A 25,638-nucleotide genomic window follows, 5' to 3' on the forward strand; every position below is an offset into this window, starting at 1 on the left:
TCTTATAATAACAACTTGTCTTCAATTCGTCAAGTAGTTATTTTTTTCTTTTATTTTCGCGCCATCTCGCGGCGACAAGTAATAATATATCATGTTGAAAATTATTTTGCAATACCTTTTTTAATATTTTTTTCAAAGTACACTGAAACGATTAAATTAGTATATTGTCATTAGTACGGATTAGTATTTTATATTTAGTAGAACTACAAAGGACTAGTTTTAATATCCCTATGTTAATAGAACGTTTAACTTTAATCTATATTTTTTTAATAATTACTAGAATTATTTTTATTCCTCTATCATATGCTCTACTATGCATAACAAATTTAATAGGAGGTTCCAAAATGGATCTAGTAAAAAATGTAGCAATGATTGTAGCCTTAATGTCTTCTGTTGGATTATTCTTATACGCATATTTTGAGGGAATAAAATTATTTGAAAAAAAGGGGAAAGTAAGAGGAGAAGGAGTTATTTTTAGCTTTACTTTAGCAATGATTTTTGCTATTTTCGCAAATAAGCTAGTGTAAATATATATTGAGGCTGTCCGTACATAAGGACAGCCTTTTTTTGTTAGTTACCCTCTTCAGTGTTTGCATTTTCTTCTTCATCGAAGTTAATAGGTTCTGTATTTTCAGCTACTACAACCTCATCAAGATCCACTATTCGAATTCGAGGTTCTTCTTCCTTATATAGTTCTGAATGCTTGTAAAACTGTCGGATAAACGTATCTAAAAAAACTGCTTGAAATGTATTCTCTAATGATTCTCCCTCTTTATTATTAATTACAATTTCAATTGTATTTGGTTCAATATATTCAGCCCGATCAATTAGTACCTCTTCTTCAGCATCTGGTTCAGTTAAACCTTTTAATATTTCATTAAAAGTTTCTCTTGATATGTAAATATCATCCCAATTAAAATTCTCTGAACTGATGTCCATGTTTTCTAGTTCCTCTAACGTAGTATAATTACCAGTTTGACGTTGTGTTTCTTCTGTTTTAGGTGTAGCTTCTTCTTTTTCCTTCTTCTTCTTTTCTTCATCGTTACCACAGGCTACTAATAAACATAATACCGTCAGAAAGAGAAAAGCTTTTAACTTCATTACCCTCATATCCTTTCTAATAGGTTTACACAAAAATTATTATTTGCCCATCGTTTTTTATTTATCCACTTTAGTTTTAATGCAACATTAGTAAGACGTAGTATATAGAAATTATCCTATTAAATTTTTACAATAAAAAAGAACTCTTTCATAAGAGTCCTTCTGTTTTATCCTACTTTTAAATGTTTGGTCCGTTGTTTTATTTTCCGATTATCTCTTAAGTATACTGCAATACTTAAAATTACAATACTTCCTCCAATAAACTGAGTTAACGTAATAGATTCATTTAAAAGGTAGAAAGCGAGTACACTTGCCCCAACGGGTTCAAACAATATACTCATTGAGATAACGTTCGTACTTATCCATTTTATTGACCAATTAAATAGGGAATGACCTAATAGAGTCGATACAACTGCTAATAGGAAAAACCATAACCAATCACTATTTGCATATCCTGTTAATGGATAGTTCATTGCAACAACATATATGAAAAGGGTAATAGTGCTTATTCCGTATACAATAAAAGTATAGGTGATTAGGGATAATCTTTTGCGAACTTCCTGTCCAAACAATAGGTAGGCTGTTACTAAAGCACAAGCAATAAGAGCCAAAATATCTCCATACAGTGCCATACCACTTATTCGGAAATCTCCCCAACTAATAATAAAACTACCGAATATGGCTATTGCACCACAGAATACCGCTTTAATTGTAATTTTTTCTTTAAAGAAAACATATGTCCCGACAAATGCAAACAAGGGTTGAAGAGTAACTAATACGGTTGAACTAGCAACACTCGTGTAATTTAATGACTCAAACCATAGAATAAAATGAAACGCAAGGAAAACCCCTGCAACGGTAGAGAAGAACCAATCTTTTTTCGTAATACCTTTTAATTCTCCTACATATTTATATAAGAATACTGGTAATAAAATTAGAACAGAGAATAATAAACGATAAAAGGCAATTATACCCGCTGGAGCTTCAGCAAATTTTACGAAAATAGCAGAAAGTGATACGGAAACAACTCCAATCGCTAAGGCTACATATGGATTAAACCATTTACTCATGATGTCTATCTCCTTATAGGTAATGTAGTATAAATACCTTTATCATTTTACATTAATTTGTTATAATTTTCTAACATTATTTTTTTCAACATTAAAGAAGAGTAGAGAGAGGGTGAGAAGATGCTCGAACTTTTTCAACAAGCCATCCAAAATAACGTACTATTAAAATTATCATTAGCTGCTCTTGCTGGTTTCATAATCGGTTTAGAAAGAGAGTTGAAAGGAAAACCTCTAGGGTTAAAAACTTGTTTAATTGTATCAGTAATAGCCTGTCTATTAACGATTGTATCCTATGAGTCAGCGTTTTTATTTTCAAAAGAATATTCTCGTCCAATGGATCCAGGACGTATCCCTTCTTACATAATTAGTGGAATCGGTTTTTTAGGGGCTGGAGTTATTTTAAGAAGGAATAATGATGTCATTTCCGGATTAACAACTGCTTCTATTGTACTTGCATCTGCTGGAATTGGTATTACGATCGGAGTTGGATTTTATGCAGAGGCAACATTAGGGGTACTTTTTATTATTTTAGGAGTAAAAATTTTACCCGACATTATTAGTTGGATCGGACCTAAAAGATTGAAGGAAATAGAAATAAAAGTAAAGCTATATACAGAGCGCGATGCCAATTTAACAGACCTAATAAAAGAAATTAAAAGAAAAGGTTTTGGCGTTAAGAGGGTAAAAGTAAAGGAAGAATCAAACGACATTGTGATAAGCTGTATCGTTATGACAAATAGAAAAATGTACACAACCGATGTTTTTTATGCAATGAAGTCTCTTCAAGATGTATACCAAGTCGAAGTCGAGAATATGGGATAATCTGCAGTATTGTACTGTAGATTTTTTGTTTTTAGTAATTGACAGATTTTTAAGTAATAACTAAAATAAGTTTATACTTAATTTCGGGGCATTAGCTCAGCTGGGAGAGCGTTTGGCTGGCAGCCAAAAGGTCAGCGGTTCGATCCCGCTATGCTCCATACCTAAAACCTTGATATATCAAGGTTTTTTCTTTTTTTACTCCTTTGCATTCTTAGTAAAATCTACATTTGTTGACGAATTGTTGACGAATGACTATTTTTTTAGTTTTTTTGCTCCCTTAAGTAATTTTTCAACTTCTTCCCAATGTCTTCCGTAAAGTCTAGAGTGCCCTTGCGTTAAAAATGAGTTATTGTATGGTTTATATCTTATATAGGAGGGTTTTAGCATTTCGACCATAAAAGCAGGTTTACTTTCTCCTCCAAAAATCAAAATACATATAGCCTGTCTAGTATCTTTTGTGTTTGGAATATTTAAAGCTGTTTCCACATCAATAGGCTTCAATTCCTATTCCAATAAAGGGTTCCTCGTAATCACTCTTAAACATTAACCAGCCCCCCCCTGATATTAGATCTAGCATTCTAATTAAACTAAAACACCCTTAGTTTCAATAAGCTGTTTCTCTTTTTTATTTTTATTCATCTAATATTATTTTATATTAGGTATTCCACTGAATAAATTTATTTCACAAATTAACACTAACATTAGTGTTATCATTTGACACTAAACTTCAATGTGGAGGGATATACTTTGAATTTTCTCTTTAGCTTGTTCTCAATCATAATTATTATGGGTATTAGAGTAGCATTCTTAATTAGTAGTACTACTTCCAGATTAACATCTTTGTTAAGAATGCCATCTTTGATTTAAGCACTGAGCATTCCGCAAGTGTCGTCTAATTCACATTGTTGTTGTGAAAAAGGTGAGCATAGAAATGTGCTTGCCTTTTTTATTGATTCGTCTCATAGGGAAACAATACATTTATTTTAGGATAATGGGTACATTAACTTACATATATTAAGTTTTAGGAAGTGATTATTTTGAAAATAGCAAAAAACTCAGGAAGCATTACATATTTAGGGTAAACTGCGATTATTTTGACAACTTATACCATAATCATAACAATTCTAGGATTGAAAACCATGCAGATGATGAAATATATTTACGATTCAAATAGAAGGAAAAATAAAGATTAGATGCATATTCCTTACCCAATTTACTAAAAAGCGTATTGAGGTGATAATGTGGATGAGAATAAATTAAAACTCACATCTTCCGAAATAGGAAGTTTGTGGGGAGAGTATGTAAATGGGACTGCAGTTGATATTGTAAATAGATACATGGTCTCTATTATTGAGGATGAGCAAATTAAAGCTGTTTTTGAGGATGCTATCAAGACATTCGAAAAGCAAAAACAACAAATCGTTACTTTTATAAAAAATGAGGGTTTTCCAGTTCCAATCGGATTTACTGAATCCGACCTCTTTAAAGGTAAACAGAGGTTATTCACGGATATATTTTGCCTAAATTATTTACATATCATGACGTTACATGGTTTGCTAGGACACTCAACTTCATTGGGCGTCTCTGTAAGAGAGGACTTACGGTATTTTTACGACTCCTGTGATAATGATGGAAAAAGGATGTATCATCAAACCATTGATTTATTGCTTGAAAAAGGAAGTTTCCAGAGAGACCCTTTATTTTATTCAGCTAATAACCCTGAATATGTTTCCAGCCAAGATTTCATAGATGGATTTTTCGGAAAGGGGAGGATGTTAGCAGCGACAGAAATCATAAGCATTTCTTTTAACCTTAAAAAAAGTATTATGGCAAAAACCCTTTCAATCGCATTCAGTCAAGTCGCACAAACAAAAGAAGTAAGAAAATTTTTAGGGCATTCTGAAAAAGTGGCTGACCAACAAATAAAAAGTTTTTCAAAAATTTTGCAAACGGATAATTTACCAGTTCCTAAGTCGTGGGAGACTGAGGTTACAACTTCAACAGACTCCCCTTTTTCTGATAAGCTAATGTTGTATCATACTGGTTTCTTATTCCAAGCTGCACAAGCATATCACGGGGCGGGTTTAGCATCCGCAATGCGAACAGACCTTGTAGCCACTTATGAAAGCACCATTCTACAAAATCTTATGCTTACTAAAAAGTGGTTTAATATTATGGTGCAAAATAAATGGTTAGAGCAGCCTCCACTTGCACCTAATAGAAAAGAAATTGCAAAAGAAATATAATAAGCTCTATTTCTAGGGTAATTATAAGTGAATAAGAATGCATTTGAAAAACTAATGTGGAGCATTGAACTTCCGGGATTTGGTCAGTATTTAAACGAAAAATATTTTAAAGGTACTTAGTGAAAGTCACTAATAACTACTACGTACGTTAAGAGAATCGCTTTGTAAAGAACCAAAACAAAAACCCTAGAAACCACGTTATATCAACGTTTCTAGGGTTTTTTCGTTTTTGTGTTCTTTGTAAAATTACCCATGCTTTACGATTTATTTGGGGGAGGTTGGGGGGATAAAAAGGTGGACAGTCGTTTTCCTTTCGTCCAAATAAATTATGATACCCTTACGTCAGTTTGACGTCTGCATTTCGTACATTCAAATAAATTAGGCTCGATTTCTCTATGTCGTTTTAACTTCCTACAAGACTGACATGATAGCGTTACGTACCTTGATTGGAAATCATGAACTAGGACGTCTTCATCTAATAGTTCGTCTTCTTCATCTTCATTTTTGTCAGCTGTAAACAGGGAGTACCCAAATAAGGTAACAACCACACCAGTAATAAAACTCACCCAGTGCATTAAAAAACATCCCTTTCCCCATTTAAAATGTACGAGACGTCCTTACTATTAAAGTGCTTAACAGGAATAACTCTATATGCTAAATGTACTCCATATTCATTTTGCAGTTCCTCCACAAGTGCTGGGTTATCGAGAAACCGCTCCACTAATAAACAAGCTAAGGTAGTTGGTTTTAAGCCGCAAGACGTCGCAAGTTTGTTTAATTTGCCATTATACTTGTTTGTTAGCGAGATGTTTACTCTGTTTATTTTTTTATTACCTAGCCCTTTCCCTTCTATCACGTTACCCTCTCCTTTTCAAAATATGTTGTCAATTGACAATGTCAACCGTGTAACAATGTAACAGTAAATTATCCAAGAGAGAGGACGATACCGCCCTTATTTTTCACTTCAATCTTTTTAGAGGTTCCTTTAGTATCAACGGCTGGAGTAGGGACGTCCCTCCCTCCTTCTGCTGTTTTTTGAATCCTTGCAACAGCCTTTTCTTGTTCCAGTACCTTTTCTACATCCGCAGTAGAAATTTCTCCATACGTCTCCGGATTCATTTCTAACCAGTACTTCTTTTCAGTCCTTTTCCAACTTGGAAATGGTATAACTGCTTCTTCATTTTTTAAGTATTGTTTCATCAGATTTTTAAAATCATTAGAATAGGCAGCAGTAAAAAGTGCAGCTCGAATAATTTGAGAGCGATCCAAAGACGTCAATGAAAATAAATCATCTACATACTTACGAAAATATTCATGATACCTTACTGTCGGTCTGTACACCATGAGACATCCCTCCTTTCGCGATAACTTCCAACATTAACTTTCCTTCTGACGTCAAATAGACGTCTTTACGAACTAATAATTGAATAGCCAACTCTTTAGTCATAAAATCCCCTCCAAGTCTTAAATTGACATCCTGTGAACGTCTCTGATAAATGATATGTTCATCTCAATTTATTTATGTTCATCTTTCTAAACGTTTTTATATAATCTTTAACTTTTATGTTAGAGGAAATACGTTTTGTGTAGAGAATAGAAATAATAGGTGGAGGTGTTCACATGCCTGTTAAAGGTTATGAATGTAGATTACGAGTACTATTTGCAGAAATGAAGCTAAAGGATCCTAATTTCAAATTAGAAACCTTTGCTAAAAAAGTCGGTATCAGTAGAACCACTTTGTATTCGATTGTTAATGAAAAGAGTTTACCGAGTTTTGATGTGGCATATACCATTGCAAGTGAATTAGAAATGAGGATTGAAGAAATTTGGAAAAAAAATGATCATTAAAATTGGAGTTGTTCATATGGAAAAGCAAAAAAACGAATTAGAATTCGGAATGTGGAAAATTGGTAAATCTGATTTCGAACTAAAAGGAATATTACATCTAAGTTATGAATCTAATCAATTTTACCTTGAGCTTTATAGTGACGTAAATATTTCATTGCCACATTATACAGATGTTGTTTATGGAAAAACACATAAAGGCAAAGAATTTACATTATATGATTGTAGTATTAGGGGAGGAACATCCATCTCATACGCGCATGATTATAAATCCAAATATATTTTTAAAGTACATTGCAGTTATATCCTAGAAGGTAAAGTATTTACTAGTGATGAAGAAATTAAATTAAAATCGGTTAATTTTCATTTAACAAATTTTAATAAGTGGGCATTCCAACAATCGATAGTAGAAGTAGAGACCAATGATTCAGATGGGTATGTTATTAGGACAAAAAAATTAGAAGATTTTATACATAATAATGATGAATTTCAGTTATCAATAAGTTATGTTACTATTCCTGACAATGAAAATAAAATAACAACCACTTTTAATATTGAAACTTTCACCAAAATAACTATGAAATTCAAAAATCCAACTAGTTTGGAAAGAGCACATAGTCTAATCTATCAATTTAGAGACTTTATTTCTTTGTGTACCAATTTAAGGACTTATATAAAATATATTTCTGCGGTACCATATTTTACTGAAGAAAGAGGTTTAGACTACCCTATACAAATTTACGGTCAAGTAATAGAGTTCGAGAAAAAAGAAAAAATTAGTGAATTAACAAAATTTGACGAATTTATAAGTTTAGACCAAATAAAAGATAATTTTAATATCTGTATGTCGAATTGGTTTCAAAAAAATGAAAAATTAAAGCCTGTAATTGACTTGTATTTTTCAACCAAATACCACAAAACATCTAATGAACGACATTTTCTTAATCTGGTTCAAGCTCTCGAAGCATATCATCGACTAACAAAAGAAAACAAAGTATTACCTTATGATGAGCACAAAACAAAGATTGAAAATATATTATCTAACGTTCCTCCAGAACATAAAGATTGGTTAAAAAGTAGGTTAGCATTTTCTAACGAACCAAACTTGCATGACCGTTTAGATGAATTGTTGACACCTAAAAGTAAGTCTGAATCTCCATATTATGCTGCAAGATATCAAAACCTATTTATACTTCATGGTAAATCAAAGTTAGAATTAATTAGAGATATAAAAAACACTAGAAACTATAATACCCATTTCGATGAGAGGCTAATAACAAAAGCATTAAAAGGTGAAGAGCTTTATCAATTAATTGCATTATTGAAATCTATGATGGAATATTACTTGTTAATGGAGTTAGAAATTGATGAGGATCTCGTTTTAGATTTTATCTGGAAAAAAGTTAAAGATATTCACTTACGAAATGAACTTATTGGATATTATGAAAAGAACAACATAAAATTTTTTTAAAATTATTAGGTAGCTAGAGTGGAACACATTTGTACACATTATGTAGTAGTTCGTAAATTGGTTGAGTAGTTTCATACCCAGTAATTCCCTTGATGAAGAAAAACCAATGATTCAAATAATTCAACAATCACTATTTAGAAACGTAAAAAAAGGACCAGAGCTTAATTTGCCCTGGTCTTTGTCATTGTCATTCATTTTTGTTTTCGTCTCTTCTTCGCTTGTTCAACGCCTTTTTTATAAAACCAATACTTATTTTTGATATGCTCATAGGTGCCTGTATCTTTAATGTAGCTTCCATGTTGTTTGTAACAATGAGAATGTGTTAATGTGTGCGCCTGGTTCATGATCACCAAGTCTTCATGTTTTAATTCTACTGTACACTCACCACAATGAATCTCCATAAAAATTCAACACCTTTCTAGAAATTTCAAAAAATATTATTCTAGATAGTTATTAAAATTCCTTCTTAGAAAGATGTTTTATTTTATTATTTCACTCTTAGCACTTGACCTACTACAATAGTATCGCTTGTCAATCCATTAAGGGACTTAATCGCATTTACAGTCGTGTTATATCGTTGTGCTAACCCCCATAATGTATCACCAGCTACAACAGTATGGTAAATAGGTGCCTGTCCATTTACAATTAATACTTGTCCTGGATAAATAATGTCACTCGTTAATCCGTTTAGAGCTTTAAGCTCATCCACAGTCAAATTATGAGCTTGAGCAATACTCCAAAGCGTGTCTCCAGCTTTTACAATGTATGTTCCTGTTCCTCCACTTCGTTGCAAATTAAAAGCTCTGACAAGTCCATTCACATGACCACGAGCAATACTTTCAATAAAGGATGCTTGTTTCAACTTATTTGCGTCATTCACATTGTCAATAAATCCATTCTCTGTTAAAAGTGCAGGCATTCTAGACTCACGCAGAACATGGAAATTAGCCTGTTTCTTCCCTCGATTATAAAAATCTACTACCCTATTAATCTCATCATGAATAATGTTTTGATAAGTTGTTGTCGGTGCACCTGAGCCCGGATAGATAAAATCCTCATACCCAGTTCCTCCGCCAGCGTTAATGTGGATGGACAAAAAGAAATTTGCTCCCCATGCGTTCGCATCATTTGTACGTTGTGCAAGTGTTACTGTAGTGTCTCCTGTACGGCTCATTCGGATTTGATGACCAGTGTATTCAGCGTTTAGAATGTCTCGGATTCTAGTAGAAATTTGCAGATTTAAATTTTTCTCCTGTAGTCCATTTCCTACAGCACCTGGATCTGTCCCACCATGACCTGGATCAATAAAGATTTTTACCATTTTTCATCACCTCATATTATTTTTATGAAACTAATAAATAACTGCTTGTATGGTTGTCCTTAAAAAGTCTACATTCCACTCACCTCCTAATAGAAAAAAGCCACCACGAATGGCAGCTCTTATTTTTTAATTAGTCCTTGTGCTTGTAATGCTTTCTTTTGCAATTGTGCATTTTTCGAAGTATATGTGTTTTTCCAAACTGCATATACATTAACAACCAATGCAACCAAAGAAGATACCAAGAGTACAAAAGCATTAATACTCTCTTCATTAAACCAATCAAAAGTAATACCTACTGTACCAAGAAACATTAATAAAGCTGTTAAAAAACCGCCTAACAATGTAATTACATCTTTTCGCATATTTTTCTACCTACCTTTTCTAATTTTTATGCCTTATCAATAACAAAACTAACTAACTGCAAAATCAATGCACCTAAAACTAGTCTATTTAACCATGTAAGGGTATTCTTTATTTCTTTTACATCTGTAGCTACCGTGTCCATTCGTTGCTCCTGTGTGGCCATACGCACCTCTAAATTTCTAACCCGTTCCTCTACTTGTTTGTCCATAATTCACCCCATAAAAGAATGCCCACAGTTCATCTGTGAGCTATTATTTCGTACTTTGTAGTTGTTCAATAACTTTGTTTTTTATTATGCTTTTTAAGCTCGGAATTGCATCATTTCCAACGTACTCTTCAGGAGAAAGCACCATATTTCCACTTATATTTATTGATCTAGTTTCGTCCGAACCATTATAATGCACTCTTACAGACGAAACCTCATCAGTTTCTGAAAGTGTAGTGTTAACAGAAACTATTTTAAATTTAATCATTTATCTTCCACTCCTTCGAATTGGTCACATAAATAGTCGTATATCGTTGCATCAATACCTTTAAATTCTTGCTCGCAATTAAATAGTATTTGTTTAACGGTCTTCAACATGCCATGATTATCACCGCCTTCAATGACAAGCTCCTCTTCATATAACTCTTGAAGGTCTTTTTTAAATGCCTCCATGTTCTTAATGTCGTATTTTCCATCAGAGGACTTTGGATTTCCATCTTCATCTTTGTTTGAATGCTCTTTAGCCAACTCAATTCGTTGCTCTTCCACTTCTTTTGAACGAGCTTCCAATAACTTAATCAGTTTCGTTCTATGACGAGATTGCTTTCCTTTTAAAGGCAAATTAAAAAGCAGGCTCATCGCCTGCAATAACTTTCCGTTTTCAATTTTCACTTGCATATTATTTCCCTCCATTTGTGTATTAAGCAGCATAACTTTCGTCGCTACTATAAGCCATCATTAATTCTAAATCATCTATTCGTTTTTCTTGATTTTCTATTATATCCTGCTGTTGTTGAAAAGCTTTCCATAGGATAGATAGTATACTATATGGATCTACTCCATCTTCATCTCTCATAATTGAATGGACCATTTCCGAGATAAAGCCCACTTTTCGTTTATCATATATACCTTGTTCTAAATTAGATTTCAAATGATAGGTAAAAACTTGATTGTCCTTTACAATAGCTAAAGCATCCTCATCAAAAACCTTTATATTGTCTTTGTATTGAACAGAAGAATCAGGAACGAAACTACTTGCTCGAATGGAATTATAGCCAGTGTCATTTATGTTTGTAACACGTACCTGTTGGTTGGTTCGTAAATACAAAATGTTTGACCAATCATTTACCACTGTACCTGTGCGTACGGAATACCCTTGTACATTCACATCCCCAGCTACATCTAATTTATATTGAGGACTTGACGTTCCTACTCCGAAATTACCTGAAATATTGTTTACAAACGAATCACCTTGTCCTCTAAATCGATGAGATACATCATTAGAGTTATTCCCTCTCATTATATCTAATCTCCATTCAGATGGTACGTTAGCAAATCGACCAACACGTAAATACTCTCCACTAATATCCAACCAAGTAGTTTTGTGAATGTGTCCGCTTGTTCCAAAGTTTATCCCTCCGCTGCCAATAAACAATGTACTAGCTCCCGAAAGTCTTATAGAGTTTAATATATTTATATCACCAACAGTAGATGAAATATTTGCACCAGTTATTTTATCTTTATAAATATATTTTGTTCCATCTGGCCCAACTATTTGCTCCTGAACGGTTTCCCACTTTGGCTCGAATCTTACTGTGGAGTTATAATCATCTTCAAACAAAAAGGACGCTCCACTCATATATCCAGCATAGAGATATACTCCTATTCCATGAGGATTGTCAAGATTAATCGAACTAGGCTTAATAGTAATACCATGAGAATATGTTCTATTTTCTCCGTGAACAAGAGACACTTTCACAAGACCAGAGTTAATCTCAGTCATTTCTCTGTGGTTGTTACCATCGACAATGGATTCACTTATCATGTATCCTTCTTTTAAAAGAAGTGTTCCGATTGTACTCCCACTTGTTACAAACTCACTACCATTTATTCTGACACCGTTAATGTCTATACCGTTGATTTCACCTGCCGTTATAGATCCTAAATCGTTAGTGATATCACTTAGAACTGTAACTGCTCCTACCAAATCTATATTCCTTGAAAGGATCTTTACGCTTTCTGGAGATAGATTTATAGCGCTAATAACTTCATCCTTATTCACTTTTAGGCTAATTTCACCATTTAGGCCATTCAATTCAATTTCTGCACTTCTCATTCGAGTTTCTAACTCTGTTACAGATTCCGAACTTGCTTTTAAGATTAATTGACCAGCCATAGTGGAAATTTCACCTTCTGCGGTTTCTACTCGACCTTCTAATGCATTAAAAGTAGTTTGTTCAACTTTCGAATTTATTTCTGTTTCTGTTTGTGTAATCCGTGATTCAGCACTGTCTAAACGATTAATTATTCCTTCTTGATCTACTTCGTAGTCCATTTTAGAAACACGTTGTTCAATTTCACTTGCTAGTTGAATACGAGCACTTTCTAAACTACTAATCTCCGTTGTGTGCCCGTCCACAGTCTGATTTAAACTACTGACATTTTGACTGATACTATTAACATCAACCGTAAGACTTGTAAGGTTATTGCTGACTGCAGTTACTTCACCTTCTAAGGTTTCTAAAGCGCTCTGTTCAGCTTTTAACTCGACTTTACCAGCAATAACATTTACCTCTGCCGACAAACTAGAAACATTTCCAGAAACTGTGTCTAATTCATCTTGGCTCGCTTTTAAAGCGATAGCACTTGCATTCGCATTTATTTGTATTTGTTGATTTTGCACCGTGCCATCAAGAGTAGAAAGTTCTTCAATGGTAAGGCTTAATCTTCCTTCAATGGTATCAATTTCTTGCGTAATGGATGTAATTCGCCCGCCATGTTCAGTTAGAGCAGATTCATTATCTGATACTCGTAATAGCAGAATATCTGAAACATTAACTAGGTCATTAACCGTGTTATTTATCTCATTAACAAGACTAGAATCAGCTTTTAAAAACAACTGACCATCCACATAATCAAGATTTGCCTTATCAGCCAAATTGGTCATTATTTCATTTACTTTCGCTTCATACACTTCTTTAGAAACTGAATAGTTTTTCGCATTTTGTTCAGCTTGATTAGCCTTCTGTGTTGCATCTTCTGCAGCTGCATTAATTGCCTCCGTCTTTGCAGTATCGGAAACAACATCAGCATAGTGTGTACCATCGTGATAAACACTCTCGTCTTTGCTATCAATCGTTTCCTTAGTATACGTCACTTCTAAAACGTCCATCATACTTACCTTCTGCTTAATTTGTGCTTGAAGTGACTTCCAAATAGCATTGACTTCCTCCTCAGTGAATTCGATAAAATCACCAAGTTCTACATGCTTTTTAGATTTATCAACAATTGAACGGACTTGTGTGTGTATTCTTGCTTCAAGATAAAGAGGCGGACTAAACGTTGTATCTTTAATTTTTATTGTGTCTCCAAAACGAATTTTCTTGTTTTCCATACCTGGAACATGTTCTAAGTCAGCAATCTCACCTTCATACTCCACCAAAGCATTGACCCGCTCCTTTAATTCCATCTGTGTCAAAGTGGTTAATCGCTCAAGTGACATATTTTCATCGGTTGTTTGAGGTTCATAAGTTTCTACAAGATGTTGTCCTCTTCTCCCCCATCTTTCAAGGGCTTCTTTATCCTCTACAAATACTTCTAATCTAGTACCATCTTCTCGTTCCGGTCCAATACCTAACAGAGCAGTTACGAGTTTGTCCGTCTTTTCCTTCCGTCTAATGCTAAGTAAATCCCGTCCAAACTCAACTTCTCTACCTTGCCATACTCCAATACGGGGAAGTAAATCAACAAATCTACCGATTATTTTGTTCCCATCTACTTCAATTCTAAATCGAAGCTCTAGACCAAACTCACTAGAAATCTTTTTCAATAGACTGTATGGGTTTGTATGCGACTCAATATGAATAGTTCTGATGCCTGCGAATGAAATGTTACCAGGTTGCCATTCCGTACCGTAACATGCAAAAACCACTGCCATAGATGCAGTTTGTGCTGGTAAAGTTTGTGGGGAAATTACTCCTGCTTTTTTTAGTAATAAGTAAGTAGCAGAAGTATAAATTTCAGCTTTTAAAAAACCGTCACTTCCTCTATATTTTCCAGCTTCTTGAATTACAAATTCTTGATATGTTCCATCTTCATCCGGAATTACAACTCGATTATGCTTTCCTAAATGCTCCGAGAATTTCTTGTCTGCAAATGTAGTAAAATCAAAAGTTTCAAGTGTATCTTTTAATGACTTACGATGTTCATCATTTAGTATGTGTTTAGAAGTAATGGAAGCTAGTATGCGATCCGATAGTCCATCAGTAATATGGATTTGTGACATAATAAAACCTCCTTTCTTACCTATACCGTTGACGATACATAACTCTTGTTCGGAAGCTTTCACTAGGCTCTACGATTAATTGATTTTGACCTTCTTTTAGCTTGAAATATTCTGCACCAAAAACCTTTAAATCTGTTCGGTCTTCACCATTTATCAGAATCTCATCAGCTTGGTGGTCAAAACGGATAGTGTCTCCTGGTTGAGCTATATAAGGAATTCTGTAATCATCTGCATCATTAATCTTCCAAACTTTTAGATCCTTAATCGCCATTTGGCAATGCTTAAACCCTCCAAACTTGGATATATGGACCTGAACTTGTGCTACTTTATCCATAAACAAGTTGCCGTTATCAGTAAATCTTCTCGTTTCACGTGCATGATGCGTGCCGTCAGGACGTATTTTTGCTATATAGGAAAGCCATTGGTTCCCAATACGTTCTAGCCTCAATATTCCGTCAAAATCATTCCACGATCCCTCATATGACTGGGTTAGTAAGTAGCGACCTCCGGAACCACCAGCTCTTGCCTCTCCTCGATTTCGACGAAAATGTTCCCACGCGTCTTTTAATGTGATTCGACCGATAATATTGTTATTCACATCAAGTAAATACAACTCAACTTTTCCTACTTCATCGATACCATTAAAATTTTCGATTAACATGTCTACCCTAAAGTTCTGCAACGTCTCTGATAAGCTAGTTTTAAGCGCTGGTCCGTGCCATTTAGCTTCTGATTCGTTACCAAAGTTTTGTACAACAAACTTGGAGCCATCCGATATCATACTTCCCTCAACAGACCCATTATCTACTTGATTACCAACAGTCCATCCATTAGTGGTAGACATGGTACTATGCAAAAGCAACTGTTCTGCGACAAAAGGAGAAGCATCCACATCAACAGGACGTCCAATCATCTGATATTCTCCGTTATGGTTTTGGATCATCGCAAATGTTACTGGTTCTAATACTTCTAATTCGAATATTGGATTTGCTTCGGCTGTGCCGTTATTTGTTAACGTTACAACATCGCTAGGAAATTCAGTACTAAGTTCTGGACCGTATTTGTATGGATCAGGGCATAGAAAGGTAATTACACCCTTTCCACGCTCAAGAAATTCATCAATATCAAAGCTTCCGTCTACAACTGCATATAATACTCTTTCTGGATCATCATCAAACTTTAATTCACAAGGAGAATTGGTAATTAGCCAACTCGCTAAATCTTCCTTTAATCTTTCTAAGTTTGCGAACTCTACATTTTTTAACTCAACTGGGATTTTCTCAACTCTTACTTCTGTCTCTGTGCTACTTAAATGACCACCAGGTTTACCTGTAACGTTGATTATTCTCCTTTTAACGGGAGCCCATGGATAGCGACTAAACCCACGAAGAATTCTTATATAATTTTTCCGTAGATTATTAAATGTGAAATTCATTAGAGCCCCCCTCCTCTAAAACCTTTTACCCTGTTAGTTTTTAGTTCTTGAAACTCTGTAATATCATCAAATGTAAACCTAGCAAATTCACGACCATTAACTTGAAGCGATACTGGACGAGATGCTAATTCTTGAATCGAATCAATTAATTCACCAAGAGCAAAATTATTTGAATCCCTCTCAGTCCCTATTCCTTTATAACCTGTTACTCCATAACTAGGTAACAAACTTCCTATTGGTGGACCAATTCCTTTTAACCTATTAATGAATCCACTAACATCCGGCTTCATCCATTGCGCTGATTCATCTGCTTTATTCAAAACGCTACGTTTCTCTTTATCAACCCCAACCTCAAAACCTTTCATGAGGTTGACACCAATTTCGTCACGCATCCAACGAGATGGAGAGAAAATTGATAATGCTCCTTTAATTGTCTTTTTAACCCCATCAGAAATGTCAGTGACCTTCTTCCAAACTGCACTGGCCATGGATCCGATCCCATCAATAAGACCTTGGATAATGTCTTTACCAATTTGAACGAGGTCTATCGCAGAAAAGAAATCCTCGATGTTTCGCCAAATTTTCTCACCGATGCCCTTAATCGCATTCCAAGCACCTTCCCAATCGCCTTTTATTAGCGACATAATTACATCGATGATGCCTGCCACATAATCAATTCCACTTTTAACAATTAACTTGATAAACTCCCAAGCTACTTTTACTACATTAGAAATGATTGGCCAAATAACTTGGAAAATACCTTTAATCATATTTAGAGTAAACTTAATGGTACTCTTTATGTTATCGATTGTTTGTCGAATTAATAGTTTTATAAGTTCCCATGTTTTCGAAATAATGGTCATTATGGTATCGCCATGCTTATCCCATATTTCTTTAATACGCTTCGTAACATGTTGAATCATCTCTCGAATGCCTTCTATCACCACAGAGATAACATTCATAATCGTGTCCCATGCAAGTTGGACATTTTCTAGAATTTGTTCACCGTTTTCAGCCCAAAACTCACGAATTTGCTCTAATTTTTCCGCAAAAAAAGCAGTCACATATTCCATGACTACTTGTACGATTCCCTGTATCCACTTTAAGGCTACAGAAATATATTGGGATATTGCTTGCCAAATGCGGTCTACTTGCTCTCGGAACCATTCATTGTTGTTGTAAAGGGCTATAAATACGCCAATTACCGCTGCTATAATGAGGACTAGTCTTATCCAAGGGTTATTCTTTAACACGTTATTTAACGCTGAGTGGGCTGTTTTAACTTTTCCAATTAAAGTTGTTACACTGTTATAACCTGAATGAGCAAGAATAGAAGCAAGGACCCCAAGAGTTATTGAAGTTAGTATAGGTATTATAGGTTTTAAAAAGTTATACAGATTTTTGATTTGATTTACAACTATGGGGATGTTTTCAGCAATAGAGTTCAATACATTTTCAAACGTTTTTCCGAAAGATGCTATGATTGATCTCATATCAGGTAACCCATTTTGAGTTAGCATCTCATCAATTTTCTTAATAATATTCTCTACACCACGAGCAACAGCTGCTCTCATGTTAGCAAAGGAAGCACCCCAGGAAGCTCCTGCTTCTTTTGCAGCTCCAGCAATCTTAAGAACACCATTAGTCCCTTCCATCATTGCTGTAGAAACCACATCGATAAATTCTTCTGACGTGATTTTTCCTGCCGACAAGTCTTTTTGAACTTGTGCTGCGTCTCTTCCAGTAGCTTTGGCGTACATTCCGACAGCATCTATTCCAGCATCAAATAACCGGTTTAATTGATCCATCCCAACTTTACCGCTTGTAGTCATCTTTGCTAAGGCATCCATGACATTTGCAAGTTGCTCATTAGACCCATTTCCATAGAACGCTACTGCATCTCCCCAGGCAGCTAACCTTTGAGTTGCTTTATCAACTGAAACACCACGTGTAACAAAGTCCTGTACACCTTTAGCAGCTATGTCTAAACCATATGCTGTTCCAACTACAGCTTCTCTCGTTCGCTCTAGCGCTAAAATTGTTTCCTCTGTGCTACCAGTAATAGCTGTCATAACTCGTTCGAAACTCTCGAGCGTGTCTATGCGTCCAAATGCAGTGTTTATAGAATCCCTTACTAAACCAATTGCCTTAGCACCTAGTGCAACTAGTCCCAAGGCTGTAACGATTTTCCCTATTCCTAACGAAGCCTTTTCTCCACTTGATTGTAAGCCACCTAGTTGCTTATCTAAATCAGCAACTCCTTTGGCAACTGTTCCATCGTCCAAAAGGACATCTATTACAACTCTTCCGTCTGCCATTTACATAATTCACCCCCATGCACAGTATTTATTGCACAGGGGCTCGATGGCTCTCTAACGGTCTTTTTTGACTATATTGACCGTTGCGCATTTTGGACATTTAATTTCGGCAATGCCCTCAACTTTTCCTAATAATCTATTACATTTCTTACAACGTATTTCTCTCATTACATTTTCCACCGCCTAAAAGGCAATATAAAAAGCCGTCCTTTTCAGAACGACTAAACAGCATCTAACCTATTAATTCTTTTTTCTTTTTATTAAATTCTTCTTGAGTAATAATCCCTTCATCAAGTAACTTTTTAAACTCTCGAATTTCATCTACTTTTGATAAAGCGCCTTTTGAATTATCTTCAAAGGTTTCTTCTTTTGCTATATCATGGGCCTCAAGGCGATTTAGTTCATTTGGATGAGTGGCAAATAAATTTACCTCTACTATAAATTTTTCTTTGGATTCCACATCCATGAACGCCATTGTATAGTTGGTTTTCTTTTTCTTTTTCGCTCCTACCGCACCACCAATTAATGTTCCAATTCCAGGAGCAAATACAGTTCCAATGGCAGCACCAGTTAGTGCCTTTGCAGTACTCATTTCAGATATTGATTGCTCTGAAAAACCTAAAAAATAATACTTCCTTTTATTTACTTCTACTATTCCTTTTTCTTTAGTAAAAAGTATCAGATAAGTAGGTTCTTTCTTTTCGCCAATAGTACCTTTTATAACTTTAACTACAATTCCTCTCGGTTTAAAAAAATCAAATAAACCCATACCATCGCCCCCAATAATTCTATATGATTAATTATAGGCGAGGTTTCTTCTAACTTTCAACTATCGATTCTTCGGACGATGTTTACGTTTGTTTAAATACTTCTGCGCCTTCTCTTGTTGATAGTTTCCTTTACCGAGGGCTTTTAATTCCTTTTCGATACCATCTGCTAACTTAACATAGTATTCCATTACATAATGTAAAGAAGGTGTTTGTTCATAGACCTTGGCAAAAGTACCTTCACCTAGTAAAAGATCGTAACCTTTTTGTAAAGCTTCCCTAGCGCTTTTTTCGGCATGTTCATCACCTTTATTCTTTAGGTTTTCAATCTCTTTTTGTACTTCCGCAGCACTTGTTCGTAATCTCTTCAAAGCATCATCAGATACATCAAAAGAAAACTTTAACTTACCAATCTCAACTGGTATTTCGGGCTTTTGAGTTTCTATTCTAATAGCCATTTAGTTACCTCCTGCCAATTTATTAAACATATAATCTAGCTCTTCTTCTCGGGACTTCTGATCTTTGTTTAAGGCATACATTTCTTTTAGTTCTTTTAACCTTTTTCTTTCCTCTTCCGTCCCTTTACCGGTCGGAAGTTTGGCAGCCCTTATACCAACTATTTCTTTAAATTTAGTTGTATCACGCATACCTGAAAGTAAGGCTTTGAATTTTTCCCAACGCAAGGAACCTTGTTGATCTATTAAATCAATACCATACTCCTGCATAAACGAGGCGTAGATATACTCAGCATCTTGTTTAAGGTCATAATATATCTTCTTATCGGAAGATTCACCAGACGATTTTTTTTGTTTATTTTCCACACCAATTATTAAACTGGTTACAATTGCTTGAACTGCTTTGTATTTTGTCTCAAATTCAAAGTCTTTTTCGGTTCCTACAAGCATTTCGAAAGCAATTTCTATCTTATCTGAATCGAAAAAATTTTCGTCGTCCATGAGGTCAAAAAATCTTAATACAACATCAAAAAAGAGATTGATAGGGTAATATTTCCCTTCAATCTCGATGTCCTCTTCTAGTCTGTCAGATAGTGTAAACATATCCTCACACTTTCTTAATTAGTTAATTGGGGCTTACCGTTGAAAGTAGCAGTAAATTCAAACTCTGATTTAGAGTTTGCATCTCCACCAGTAGTTTTAATCCCACTAATAGTCACCGGTCCAGTAATAACACGTCCATCTGGCTGTTCCCATTTTAATTCGGTTTCACGTTTTGCTCCTACTTCAAATGCTAAACTAGCAATATAATCCTGTGCTTCATCTCCATATTTACGATGTCCAGTAAATGTTAGAGTTGCTTTAATACCAGTTACCGTCTCCGAGGAAAAACCTTCACCATCGTAATATGCCGTATCATCCGTTTCATCGTCAAAAGAAGGGTCAACACTTGAAATACCTGCACCAATTGGAGCCCAGGTTGGTTCTGCTCCTTCTGGAGTAATGTTTATGGAATATTTATTTTTATAATTTAATGGAAATTCATTCACCTTTTATCACTCCTTGCTTTCAATAAATAAAGCCGCACTAAATTGCGCGGCAAAAATGTAATACTTATCATCTTTTGCAATTACATTTGGATCAGTAGTTACTCTAATTCCCTCGAATTGATAGCTCCCGTTTTGACTAGGTATGTCTTTCAATGATGGTAGGAACTTCGCTATATCCAACAAGGTGTTATAAGCAACAAGTTGCGATTCATGCTTTGTCATTACCTGAAACGCATACCCCTGTCGATAAGAGCCGTCATAATAATGCTCATAATTGTTAGAAGGCATTGTCATAACAGCAATGCTATTTCCATTGGTTAAGACTGGAGAAACTACAGTTGTATAGTACCCCTGTTGATCAAGAGTGTTTACTACCAGCTGAAACAAAAAATCGCTATTCTCATTTTCTATCATAGACCTTCTTCCACCGCCTTCTGTGCCACACGCTCCCATTCTCCTAAATGAACACTTCTAGCTTTTTCATACCACAATGGCGAAGCGAATGGATTCTTATCTGTAGAAAAGTTAAACCTTAAACCGAAATAAAGCCGTCTTCCATATGGGGTATCCCAAATAAGCTTGCCGTTTTCAAAATCAGAAGACCTTAAACTACTATCTCGAAGATTCCAAATATCTGCTGGGATATAGAAATTACTATCCTTTAATACTTGCTCAGACAATATAATTTGTCCTTTTTTTGTAGCTGTATTAAGCTTCGGCCCAACCTTCTTAGTATCGATTGTTACCCTTACATGTTGCTTAGTCACTATACAACACTCACTTCATAATGGTGGGGAATGATTGGATCTAATGCATATAGAGCATCACAAGCAACAACACGGAACTCAATCTCCTTAAACCGTATCTTCGACTTTTCTCTCAAGCGCCTGAACTTTGGAGTATTGACAGAATCAAGGAAAATAATTCCTCTAGTTTGCACTTCCTCACCATTTGAATCCCGCTTTAGTTCACTTTTCGGTTGAACTAATACAAAAGAGATGGTTTCTTTAGGTGCGAATTCTTCACCAAAAGAGCCATCCCTAATAAACTCCTCATATTCAATTATATGAATTAACAATCGCTTGGGAATTGGTTTAATACGCACTATCGAACACCCCAATGCCACTGTATAAAAGTCCGGTAGGTCTTAAATAGTCTAAAAGATTATCAGCGATTGGTTCCCTTTCCTTTCCACTAGACCTATTACCTCCACCATAAGAGAATTTTCCTACAGCAACACCTGTAATATCATCGCCAGTTATAGCTATATCAGTTCCACCACTTAGAATATAAAACTCTACCTGAGCAGCTGTTGCCTTTTTTACCTGCTCTTGGACAAATGAATGAAACTTTTCGAAAGAAGTAGACTTTTTTAACTTATACCCTGTTATTTGATCAATCACTTCACTAGCTCTTTCCGCTAATCTAGCAAATTCATCCTCATCAATCGTGGTACCTTTATAATCATTCGTGTAGTATGTGTAGTCGATATATGCCATGATTACTCACTCTTTGATTCCTCGGACAATTTCTTTAACTCCTCGAGTGATTTCTTCAACTTGGTATTTTCAGACTTTAATGCCTTGATTTCCTTTTTCGCCTCTTCAAGCTCTTGTACTGCATCGTTTTCCTCTAATTCTTTGATTCGATCCAGAGCTTTGTTGTGCTCCTGAAGAGAAACTGTTCGGCCGCCGGTTGCTTCTTTTACCACTTTTCCGTCTTTATCGATTTGCTCAAAGCCCTGTAACAAATAGCTCTCTAACCTTGTATCCTCGATATTTAAAACTTTATTATTCTTTCTTACTGTTACTTGTGCCATTATCCTAGCCTCCTATTAGAAATATTAAAAAGCAAGGGTATTATTATACCCCTGCTTCTACGTGGAACTTGATTCCTGGTACTTTCATTTCAATTGCGAATACATCCCAATACTTACGTTCGAAGTAATAGTACTTACCACCAGTTGTTGCACTTGGTGCTGCTAAGTCAACAAAGTCATATTTTTGAGGCGTAATTACTGCTGTAGGATGAACTAAAATCATATTGATTTGTTTTGCTCCTACCGCTGGAACCGCACCGTTAGTAAAGTTGTAAGCTGTTTTCATACGAGATGATGGTACAGTTACAATCGTAACCTCGTCTAATGAACGAAGATTTCGGTTAACGTCATTCGCACCAGCACCTTTAATATCTAAAGAGCGTTGGATTTTTTCAGCATTTTTCAATAATGTTTTCACTGGTGAAGTTACATATAGAATGCGTCCTTCTTGTGGAACTTCCGCTTCGTCCATATCTTCCATCATTTGGTCAAAAACGGTTAAAATGTTGTCCACTGTTAAAGCAGTTGTAATAGCCTCACCACCGAAAGTTGTGAACTCGCTATATAATTTTGAAGCAGCATACTTGTCCATTTCCATATATCTTCAGAGTAGGTCGCTAATCTACTCCCGCTATTCTTAGATAACTGCTATGTGTTACCACATAGATGAGACTATATCTTCATCCAATTTTCATTGGAGCCGCCCGTTTCCACTCGCTTGAGTGTATGCCTACTGATGTAGGTCTTACTAGTCGTTGAACCTTCTATGTTATAAATCTTTCCATGTATACCCGTACGCTTTAGGTGTCCTTCCAGTAGCACTCCCTCGTATGATACGTGCCAATTTTTCATATCCAGATTCGGTTAAAGAGGTTTTGTTTGGATCATTCTTCAATATCCATTTAGCTGCTTCGGCGCTATTTTTAAAAACAATTCCCGTTTCAACACATAGGAGGGGTTTATTTTGATACTGTCCAAGATTGTCTCTAAGTCCGATCACTGACGCATGGTGATGATTAGCAATGTGAGTTGTCCACTCAAGGTTCTCTACTCTGTTATCAGTTTTTATTCCGTTTTTATGATTAACCACAGGCAGTGATTTGGGATTAGGGATAAATGCTATTGCCACTAATCTGTGAACTGAAACAGTTTTAACTTTTCCTTTATAGGATAAGTCAACAGCGTAATAACCACTTCTTTTGAGTGCTCATTTAAGAATCTTGCCTTTAAGTAGCCTTTCTTTCACATTCCTGATATTCGTTTTTACTAGTCTGTCTTTGCTTCGAACATCACCTTTATCAGACACCTCATAAACCTCGTCGTAACCAGGTATACTTTTCCACATCTCCATTGAAAGAAAACCTCCATTTCCTGTTTTCTTTCACCATAACATAGCTTGGCTGCTGATTGTCCTAAAGGTGACAAATCTTTAGGAGTTCCCAGCAATTAGAGCGGATTCAGTTCACTTATTACTAAGCGACTGCCCAAAATTTAGGAATTTTTTGCTCCTGATTGAATACACGAGTGATGTTAGCAATTGATAAAACAGTGTTAGTTTCGTCAATGTCTTGAGGGTCCACGAACATAGGAAACTCACGATCGTGAGCTAATGTCTTAGGCTCCCAATCATTATCAGCGCGTCGAGCAAAGCTGCTAGCAACATCACGATCCACATCAATAAATCCACCAACAGTGATACGTGGGATGTGTATTGTTTTAGCACCTACCCATTTAATAATTTGGTTATTAGGTGTTTCATATAATGCTCGGAAATAAAGACCTCCAAAGTATGCTTGTTGTACTGCTTGTTGATATTGTTCAGCGTAATTTACTGGCATTTAAAATCACTCCATTTTTTTATTTTTTTACTCCAAATGCGTCCAACCATACGTCCATTTCAGATGGTTGTTGTTTCTGATGCTGGCCTGTTGAAAAAGCAGGCTTCTTTTCTTCACCCTGTTGTTGCTCTTGTTGAGCTTTAAAATGCGGATACTTTTCCACCACTTTCGAAATAGCAGCATCCATATCCAACTCGTCATTTACCATTGTTTTTGCTAGAGTTACAACGTCTTCCACAGATTCAGCGCTTACTCCAGCTTTCATTGCACTAATTTGTGCTTTTAAAGAAGTATTTTCATCGCTTGTTGTAGTAAAGTTTGTCTCTAACTCTTTCAATCTTTCAGCTTGCTTCTCTGCTTCTGTTTTCTGCGATTCTTGCCACTCCTTGAACTTAGCAAGACCATCCTTAGCACTATCAAAATCCTCAATACCTAATTGCTTAAGAAGCTTTTCTTGTGCTTTTTTCGCCTCTTTAGCAGCAATACTATTCACATCCTCTTGCGTAAAAGTTTGAGGTGGATCGGCTGGTGGAGGGTCTGTACTCGGTGGTTCAGTTCCTCCTGGTGGGTCTGCTGGTGGTGGATCATCTTCTCCAGCTCCATCTGCAAAAAACTGTAATTGCAACGGTAATAACTTTCCTTCAGTTCTTTTTGGCGACTGATTAGCCTTCTTGCTTGGAACTAATAAAGTCCAAAGTAATACAATTTTCATCCATAGTTTTTTTAACACAGTAATTCCTCCCTATTGGGTAATTTCCTTCTGTTTCTTTAACGCCTGTACAGATAAAAGGCAAAATAAAAAGCACCCTCTACGGATGCTTAATAGTGATCAAATTATTGTGGTACTTCTGAAAGTAGTATTTCACTTTCTGAAGTTTTGAATTTATGTTGTTGTAACTATTAGGATTTACTTTACTTACACTAACTTCCCTAAGGAATCCATGCGCTATACTTACAGCAGGTAGTAAAAAGTTTTGACTATATTCGTTAGAATCATACAGTGTAAATAGTTTTAAAGATATCGAAACCTCTGATTTATATTGTCTTAGTTCCTCTTTTATTATTTGTAACTCGTGTGAGTTCTCGAAATTATTTTCTTTCAAGCTTTTCAATAACTCTAAAAGCTCATTCATTTTATCTATATAATTACTCAGAATTTCAACTGCATCATAATAGCCTATATAGTCCATTTTTCAACTTCCTTTAGTGATTTAATGAAACTATTTTA

The 25,638-nt window shown here is 35.3% G+C and carries 34 protein-coding genes, 1 tRNA gene and 2 pseudogenes; 6 read left to right on the forward strand and 31 right to left on the reverse strand.

The window, feature by feature from the left end; translation table 11 throughout:
- The first annotated feature begins 344 nt into the window (after nt 1-344).
- Nucleotides 345-527: a hypothetical protein gene (locus tag BC6307_RS17825; RefSeq protein ID WP_066412496.1), complete on the forward strand. Its 183-nt coding sequence runs from the start codon at nt 345-347 to the stop codon at nt 525-527.
- 43 nt (nt 528-570) lie between these two features.
- Here BC6307_RS17825 and BC6307_RS17830 read toward each other — a convergent pair whose 3' ends face one another.
- Together BC6307_RS17830 and BC6307_RS17835 are read right to left on the reverse strand one after the other, a co-directional pair.
- The gene (locus tag BC6307_RS17830) at nt 571-1,101 is read right to left on the reverse strand and encodes a hypothetical protein (RefSeq protein WP_066412493.1); all 531 of its coding nucleotides are present in this window, start codon (nt 1,099-1,101) and stop codon (nt 571-573) included.
- 167 nt (nt 1,102-1,268) lie between these two features.
- A complete protein-coding gene (locus BC6307_RS17835; protein ID WP_066412491.1) occupies nt 1,269-2,171 on the reverse strand; it encodes a DMT family transporter in 903 nt (300 codons plus the stop codon).
- A gap of 120 nt (nt 2,172-2,291) precedes the next feature.
- Here BC6307_RS17835 and BC6307_RS17840 point away from each other — a divergent pair, with 120 nt between their 5' ends.
- Both BC6307_RS17840 and BC6307_RS17845 read left to right on the forward strand, forming a co-directional pair.
- Nucleotides 2,292-2,993, forward strand: coding sequence for an MgtC/SapB family protein (locus BC6307_RS17840; RefSeq protein ID WP_066412489.1), 702 nt, complete (start codon nt 2,292-2,294; stop codon nt 2,991-2,993).
- An 85-nt stretch (nt 2,994-3,078) separates the two neighbouring features.
- Nucleotides 3,079-3,151: transfer RNA gene (locus tag BC6307_RS17845), tRNA-Ala, on the forward strand.
- Nucleotides 3,152-3,245: 94 nt separating this feature from the next.
- Here the strand turns inward: BC6307_RS17845 and BC6307_RS17850 are convergent.
- Nucleotides 3,246-3,494 carry a hypothetical protein gene (locus BC6307_RS17850; protein ID WP_066412487.1) on the reverse strand — a complete coding sequence of 83 codons (249 nt, stop codon included), beginning with the start codon at nt 3,492-3,494 and terminating at the stop codon, nt 3,246-3,248.
- 740 nt (nt 3,495-4,234) lie between these two features.
- Between BC6307_RS17850 and BC6307_RS17855 the strand changes: the two genes are divergently transcribed.
- Nucleotides 4,235-5,239, forward strand: a complete 1,005-nt coding sequence (locus BC6307_RS17855; protein WP_066412485.1) for a DUF3231 family protein — start codon at nt 4,235-4,237, stop codon at nt 5,237-5,239.
- 326 nt (nt 5,240-5,565) lie between these two features.
- Here BC6307_RS17855 and BC6307_RS17860 read toward each other — a convergent pair whose 3' ends face one another.
- From BC6307_RS17860 to BC6307_RS25575, 4 genes are all read right to left on the reverse strand, one after another.
- The gene (locus BC6307_RS17860) at nt 5,566-5,814 is read right to left on the reverse strand and encodes a hypothetical protein (RefSeq protein ID WP_066412483.1); all 249 of its coding nucleotides are present in this window, start codon (nt 5,812-5,814) and stop codon (nt 5,566-5,568) included.
- On the reverse strand, nt 5,814-6,095 hold the full coding sequence (locus tag BC6307_RS17865; protein ID WP_066412479.1) for a hypothetical protein: 282 nt from the start codon (nt 6,093-6,095) through the stop codon (nt 5,814-5,816). Before BC6307_RS17865 ends, BC6307_RS17860 begins: the two co-directional genes overlap by 1 nt.
- A gap of 68 nt (nt 6,096-6,163) precedes the next feature.
- Nucleotides 6,164-6,583 (reverse strand): hypothetical protein, encoded by a 420-nt coding sequence (locus BC6307_RS17870; protein ID WP_066412478.1) that lies wholly within the window; start codon nt 6,581-6,583, stop codon nt 6,164-6,166.
- Nucleotides 6,552-6,686 carry a hypothetical protein gene (locus tag BC6307_RS25575; RefSeq protein ID WP_268874256.1) on the reverse strand — a complete coding sequence of 45 codons (135 nt, stop codon included), beginning with the start codon at nt 6,684-6,686 and terminating at the stop codon, nt 6,552-6,554. Before BC6307_RS25575 ends, BC6307_RS17870 begins: the two co-directional genes overlap by 32 nt.
- 173 nt (nt 6,687-6,859) lie before the next feature.
- On the opposite strand from BC6307_RS25575, the gene BC6307_RS17875 reads away from it, so the two are divergent.
- Both BC6307_RS17875 and BC6307_RS17880 read left to right on the forward strand, forming a co-directional pair.
- Complete coding sequence (locus BC6307_RS17875) at nt 6,860-7,087, forward strand: helix-turn-helix transcriptional regulator (protein ID WP_066412477.1); 228 nt, start codon at nt 6,860-6,862, stop codon at nt 7,085-7,087.
- Nucleotides 7,088-7,103: 16 nt separating this feature from the next.
- Nucleotides 7,104-8,555: an ApeA N-terminal domain 1-containing protein gene (locus BC6307_RS17880; RefSeq protein WP_157076593.1), complete on the forward strand. Its 1,452-nt coding sequence runs from the start codon at nt 7,104-7,106 to the stop codon at nt 8,553-8,555.
- Between the two features lie 487 nt (nt 8,556-9,042).
- Here BC6307_RS17880 and BC6307_RS17890 read toward each other — a convergent pair whose 3' ends face one another.
- From BC6307_RS17890 to BC6307_RS18005, 24 genes and pseudogenes are all read right to left on the reverse strand, one after another.
- The gene (locus BC6307_RS17890; RefSeq protein ID WP_066412471.1) at nt 9,043-9,876 is read right to left on the reverse strand and encodes an N-acetylmuramoyl-L-alanine amidase family protein; all 834 of its coding nucleotides are present in this window, start codon (nt 9,874-9,876) and stop codon (nt 9,043-9,045) included.
- 119 nt (nt 9,877-9,995) lie between these two features.
- Nucleotides 9,996-10,238 (reverse strand): phage holin, encoded by a 243-nt coding sequence (locus tag BC6307_RS17895; RefSeq protein ID WP_066412469.1) that lies wholly within the window; start codon nt 10,236-10,238, stop codon nt 9,996-9,998.
- Nucleotides 10,239-10,264: 26 nt separating this feature from the next.
- Nucleotides 10,265-10,447 (reverse strand): hemolysin XhlA family protein, encoded by a 183-nt coding sequence (locus BC6307_RS17900; RefSeq protein ID WP_066412468.1) that lies wholly within the window; start codon nt 10,445-10,447, stop codon nt 10,265-10,267.
- A gap of 43 nt (nt 10,448-10,490) precedes the next feature.
- Nucleotides 10,491-10,712, reverse strand: a complete 222-nt coding sequence (locus tag BC6307_RS17905; RefSeq protein WP_066412467.1) for a hypothetical protein — start codon at nt 10,710-10,712, stop codon at nt 10,491-10,493.
- Nucleotides 10,709-11,122: a DUF1617 family protein gene (locus tag BC6307_RS17910; protein WP_084380206.1), complete on the reverse strand. Its 414-nt coding sequence runs from the start codon at nt 11,120-11,122 to the stop codon at nt 10,709-10,711. The genes BC6307_RS17905 and BC6307_RS17910 overlap by 4 nt, the downstream gene beginning before the upstream one ends.
- A gap of 22 nt (nt 11,123-11,144) precedes the next feature.
- Nucleotides 11,145-14,729, reverse strand: a complete 3,585-nt coding sequence (locus BC6307_RS17915) for a phage tail spike protein (protein ID WP_066412465.1) — start codon at nt 14,727-14,729, stop codon at nt 11,145-11,147.
- 16 nt (nt 14,730-14,745) lie between these two features.
- Nucleotides 14,746-16,164 (reverse strand): distal tail protein Dit, encoded by a 1,419-nt coding sequence (locus BC6307_RS17920; protein WP_066412462.1) that lies wholly within the window; start codon nt 16,162-16,164, stop codon nt 14,746-14,748.
- The gene (locus tag BC6307_RS17925) at nt 16,164-18,482 is read right to left on the reverse strand and encodes a phage tail protein (protein WP_066412460.1); all 2,319 of its coding nucleotides are present in this window, start codon (nt 18,480-18,482) and stop codon (nt 16,164-16,166) included. Before BC6307_RS17925 ends, BC6307_RS17920 begins: the two co-directional genes overlap by 1 nt.
- Before the next feature lie 54 nt (nt 18,483-18,536).
- The gene (locus BC6307_RS25740) at nt 18,537-18,650 is read right to left on the reverse strand and encodes a zinc finger domain-containing protein (RefSeq protein WP_084380204.1); all 114 of its coding nucleotides are present in this window, start codon (nt 18,648-18,650) and stop codon (nt 18,537-18,539) included.
- Nucleotides 18,651-18,714: 64 nt separating this feature from the next.
- Nucleotides 18,715-19,251, reverse strand: a complete 537-nt coding sequence (locus tag BC6307_RS17935; RefSeq protein ID WP_066412459.1) for an SHOCT domain-containing protein — start codon at nt 19,249-19,251, stop codon at nt 18,715-18,717.
- 60 nt (nt 19,252-19,311) lie between these two features.
- Nucleotides 19,312-19,707 (reverse strand): DUF6673 family protein, encoded by a 396-nt coding sequence (locus tag BC6307_RS17940; RefSeq protein ID WP_066412458.1) that lies wholly within the window; start codon nt 19,705-19,707, stop codon nt 19,312-19,314.
- Complete coding sequence (locus BC6307_RS17945; protein ID WP_066412456.1) at nt 19,708-20,307, reverse strand: Gp15 family bacteriophage protein; 600 nt, start codon at nt 20,305-20,307, stop codon at nt 19,708-19,710.
- Between the two features lie 14 nt (nt 20,308-20,321).
- A complete protein-coding gene (locus BC6307_RS17950; RefSeq protein WP_066412453.1) occupies nt 20,322-20,753 on the reverse strand; it encodes a phage tail tube protein in 432 nt (143 codons plus the stop codon).
- Between the two features lie 6 nt (nt 20,754-20,759).
- On the reverse strand, nt 20,760-21,167 hold the full coding sequence (locus BC6307_RS17955; protein WP_066412450.1) for a ubiquitin family protein: 408 nt from the start codon (nt 21,165-21,167) through the stop codon (nt 20,760-20,762).
- On the reverse strand, nt 21,164-21,520 hold the full coding sequence (locus BC6307_RS17960; protein WP_066412448.1) for a minor capsid protein: 357 nt from the start codon (nt 21,518-21,520) through the stop codon (nt 21,164-21,166). Before BC6307_RS17960 ends, BC6307_RS17955 begins: the two co-directional genes overlap by 4 nt.
- On the reverse strand, nt 21,520-21,858 hold the full coding sequence (locus BC6307_RS17965) for a putative minor capsid protein (protein WP_066412445.1): 339 nt from the start codon (nt 21,856-21,858) through the stop codon (nt 21,520-21,522). Before BC6307_RS17965 ends, BC6307_RS17960 begins: the two co-directional genes overlap by 1 nt.
- On the reverse strand, nt 21,848-22,252 hold the full coding sequence (locus BC6307_RS17970) for a head-tail connector protein (protein WP_066412444.1): 405 nt from the start codon (nt 22,250-22,252) through the stop codon (nt 21,848-21,850). Before BC6307_RS17970 ends, BC6307_RS17965 begins: the two co-directional genes overlap by 11 nt.
- Nucleotides 22,253-22,254: 2 nt before the next feature.
- Nucleotides 22,255-22,572, reverse strand: a complete 318-nt coding sequence (locus BC6307_RS17975) for a hypothetical protein (RefSeq protein WP_066412442.1) — start codon at nt 22,570-22,572, stop codon at nt 22,255-22,257.
- Nucleotides 22,573-22,615: 43 nt separating this feature from the next.
- Nucleotides 22,616-23,167: pseudogene (locus tag BC6307_RS17980) on the reverse strand (capsid protein); the annotation flags it as partial.
- Nucleotides 23,168-23,341: 174 nt separating this feature from the next.
- Nucleotides 23,342-23,701, reverse strand: a complete 360-nt coding sequence (locus tag BC6307_RS17985) for an HNH endonuclease (protein ID WP_066412440.1) — start codon at nt 23,699-23,701, stop codon at nt 23,342-23,344.
- Between the two features lie 78 nt (nt 23,702-23,779).
- Complete coding sequence (locus BC6307_RS25745; RefSeq protein WP_084380198.1) at nt 23,780-23,923, reverse strand: NUMOD4 domain-containing protein; 144 nt, start codon at nt 23,921-23,923, stop codon at nt 23,780-23,782.
- A gap of 139 nt (nt 23,924-24,062) precedes the next feature.
- Nucleotides 24,063-24,410 (reverse strand): annotated as a pseudogene (locus BC6307_RS17995) (capsid protein); the annotation flags it as partial.
- Between the two features lie 19 nt (nt 24,411-24,429).
- On the reverse strand, nt 24,430-25,140 hold the full coding sequence (locus tag BC6307_RS18000; protein ID WP_235858056.1) for a hypothetical protein: 711 nt from the start codon (nt 25,138-25,140) through the stop codon (nt 24,430-24,432).
- 79 nt (nt 25,141-25,219) lie between these two features.
- A complete protein-coding gene (locus BC6307_RS18005) occupies nt 25,220-25,600 on the reverse strand; it encodes a hypothetical protein (protein ID WP_066412436.1) in 381 nt (126 codons plus the stop codon).
- Nucleotides 25,601-25,638: the final 38 nt, after the last annotated feature.

The sequence above is a fragment of the Sutcliffiella cohnii genome (genome assembly GCF_002250055.1).
Lineage (GTDB): Bacteria > Bacillota > Bacilli > Bacillales > Bacillaceae_I > Sutcliffiella > Sutcliffiella cohnii.

Excerpts from the sequence above, each read along its gene's own strand:
- BC6307_RS25575 (WP_268874256.1), bottom strand. The coding sequence starts at position 6,686 with ATGACTAAAGAGTTGGCTATTCAATTATTAGTTCGTAAAGACGTCTAT.
- BC6307_RS17955 (WP_066412450.1), bottom strand. The coding sequence starts at position 21,167 with ATGATAGAAAATGAGAATAGCGATTTTTTGTTTCAGCTGGTAGTAAAC.
- BC6307_RS17910 (WP_084380206.1), bottom strand. The coding sequence starts at position 11,122 with ATGCAAGTGAAAATTGAAAACGGAAAGTTATTGCAGGCGATGAGCCTG.
- BC6307_RS17830 (WP_066412493.1), bottom strand. The coding sequence starts at position 1,101 with ATGAAGTTAAAAGCTTTTCTCTTTCTGACGGTATTATGTTTATTAGTA.
- BC6307_RS17970 (WP_066412444.1), bottom strand. The coding sequence starts at position 22,252 with ATGGCATATATCGACTACACATACTACACGAATGATTATAAAGGTACC.
- BC6307_RS17860 (WP_066412483.1), bottom strand. The coding sequence starts at position 5,814 with ATGCACTGGGTGAGTTTTATTACTGGTGTGGTTGTTACCTTATTTGGG.
- BC6307_RS17875 (WP_066412477.1), top strand. The coding sequence starts at position 6,860 with ATGCCTGTTAAAGGTTATGAATGTAGATTACGAGTACTATTTGCAGAA.
- BC6307_RS17915 (WP_066412465.1), bottom strand. The coding sequence starts at position 14,729 with ATGTCACAAATCCATATTACTGATGGACTATCGGATCGCATACTAGCT.
- BC6307_RS17880 (WP_157076593.1), top strand. The coding sequence starts at position 7,104 with ATGGAAAAGCAAAAAAACGAATTAGAATTCGGAATGTGGAAAATTGGT.
- BC6307_RS25745 (WP_084380198.1), bottom strand. The coding sequence starts at position 23,923 with ATGGAGATGTGGAAAAGTATACCTGGTTACGACGAGGTTTATGAGGTG.
- BC6307_RS17835 (WP_066412491.1), bottom strand. The coding sequence starts at position 2,171 with ATGAGTAAATGGTTTAATCCATATGTAGCCTTAGCGATTGGAGTTGTT.
- BC6307_RS17935 (WP_066412459.1), bottom strand. The coding sequence starts at position 19,251 with ATGGGTTTATTTGATTTTTTTAAACCGAGAGGAATTGTAGTTAAAGTT.
- BC6307_RS17940 (WP_066412458.1), bottom strand. The coding sequence starts at position 19,707 with ATGGCTATTAGAATAGAAACTCAAAAGCCCGAAATACCAGTTGAGATT.
- BC6307_RS25740 (WP_084380204.1), bottom strand. The coding sequence starts at position 18,650 with ATGAGAGAAATACGTTGTAAGAAATGTAATAGATTATTAGGAAAAGTT.
- BC6307_RS17900 (WP_066412468.1), bottom strand. The coding sequence starts at position 10,447 with ATGGACAAACAAGTAGAGGAACGGGTTAGAAATTTAGAGGTGCGTATG.
- BC6307_RS17905 (WP_066412467.1), bottom strand. The coding sequence starts at position 10,712 with ATGATTAAATTTAAAATAGTTTCTGTTAACACTACACTTTCAGAAACT.
- BC6307_RS17895 (WP_066412469.1), bottom strand. The coding sequence starts at position 10,238 with ATGCGAAAAGATGTAATTACATTGTTAGGCGGTTTTTTAACAGCTTTA.
- BC6307_RS17825 (WP_066412496.1), top strand. The coding sequence starts at position 345 with ATGGATCTAGTAAAAAATGTAGCAATGATTGTAGCCTTAATGTCTTCT.
- BC6307_RS17945 (WP_066412456.1), bottom strand. The coding sequence starts at position 20,307 with ATGTTTACACTATCTGACAGACTAGAAGAGGACATCGAGATTGAAGGG.
- BC6307_RS17890 (WP_066412471.1), bottom strand. The coding sequence starts at position 9,876 with ATGGTAAAAATCTTTATTGATCCAGGTCATGGTGGGACAGATCCAGGT.
- BC6307_RS17975 (WP_066412442.1), bottom strand. The coding sequence starts at position 22,572 with ATGGCACAAGTAACAGTAAGAAAGAATAATAAAGTTTTAAATATCGAG.
- BC6307_RS17920 (WP_066412462.1), bottom strand. The coding sequence starts at position 16,164 with ATGAATTTCACATTTAATAATCTACGGAAAAATTATATAAGAATTCTT.
- BC6307_RS18005 (WP_066412436.1), bottom strand. The coding sequence starts at position 25,600 with ATGGACTATATAGGCTATTATGATGCAGTTGAAATTCTGAGTAATTAT.
- BC6307_RS17925 (WP_066412460.1), bottom strand. The coding sequence starts at position 18,482 with ATGGCAGACGGAAGAGTTGTAATAGATGTCCTTTTGGACGATGGAACA.
- BC6307_RS17840 (WP_066412489.1), top strand. The coding sequence starts at position 2,292 with ATGCTCGAACTTTTTCAACAAGCCATCCAAAATAACGTACTATTAAAA.
- BC6307_RS17870 (WP_066412478.1), bottom strand. The coding sequence starts at position 6,583 with ATGGTGTACAGACCGACAGTAAGGTATCATGAATATTTTCGTAAGTAT.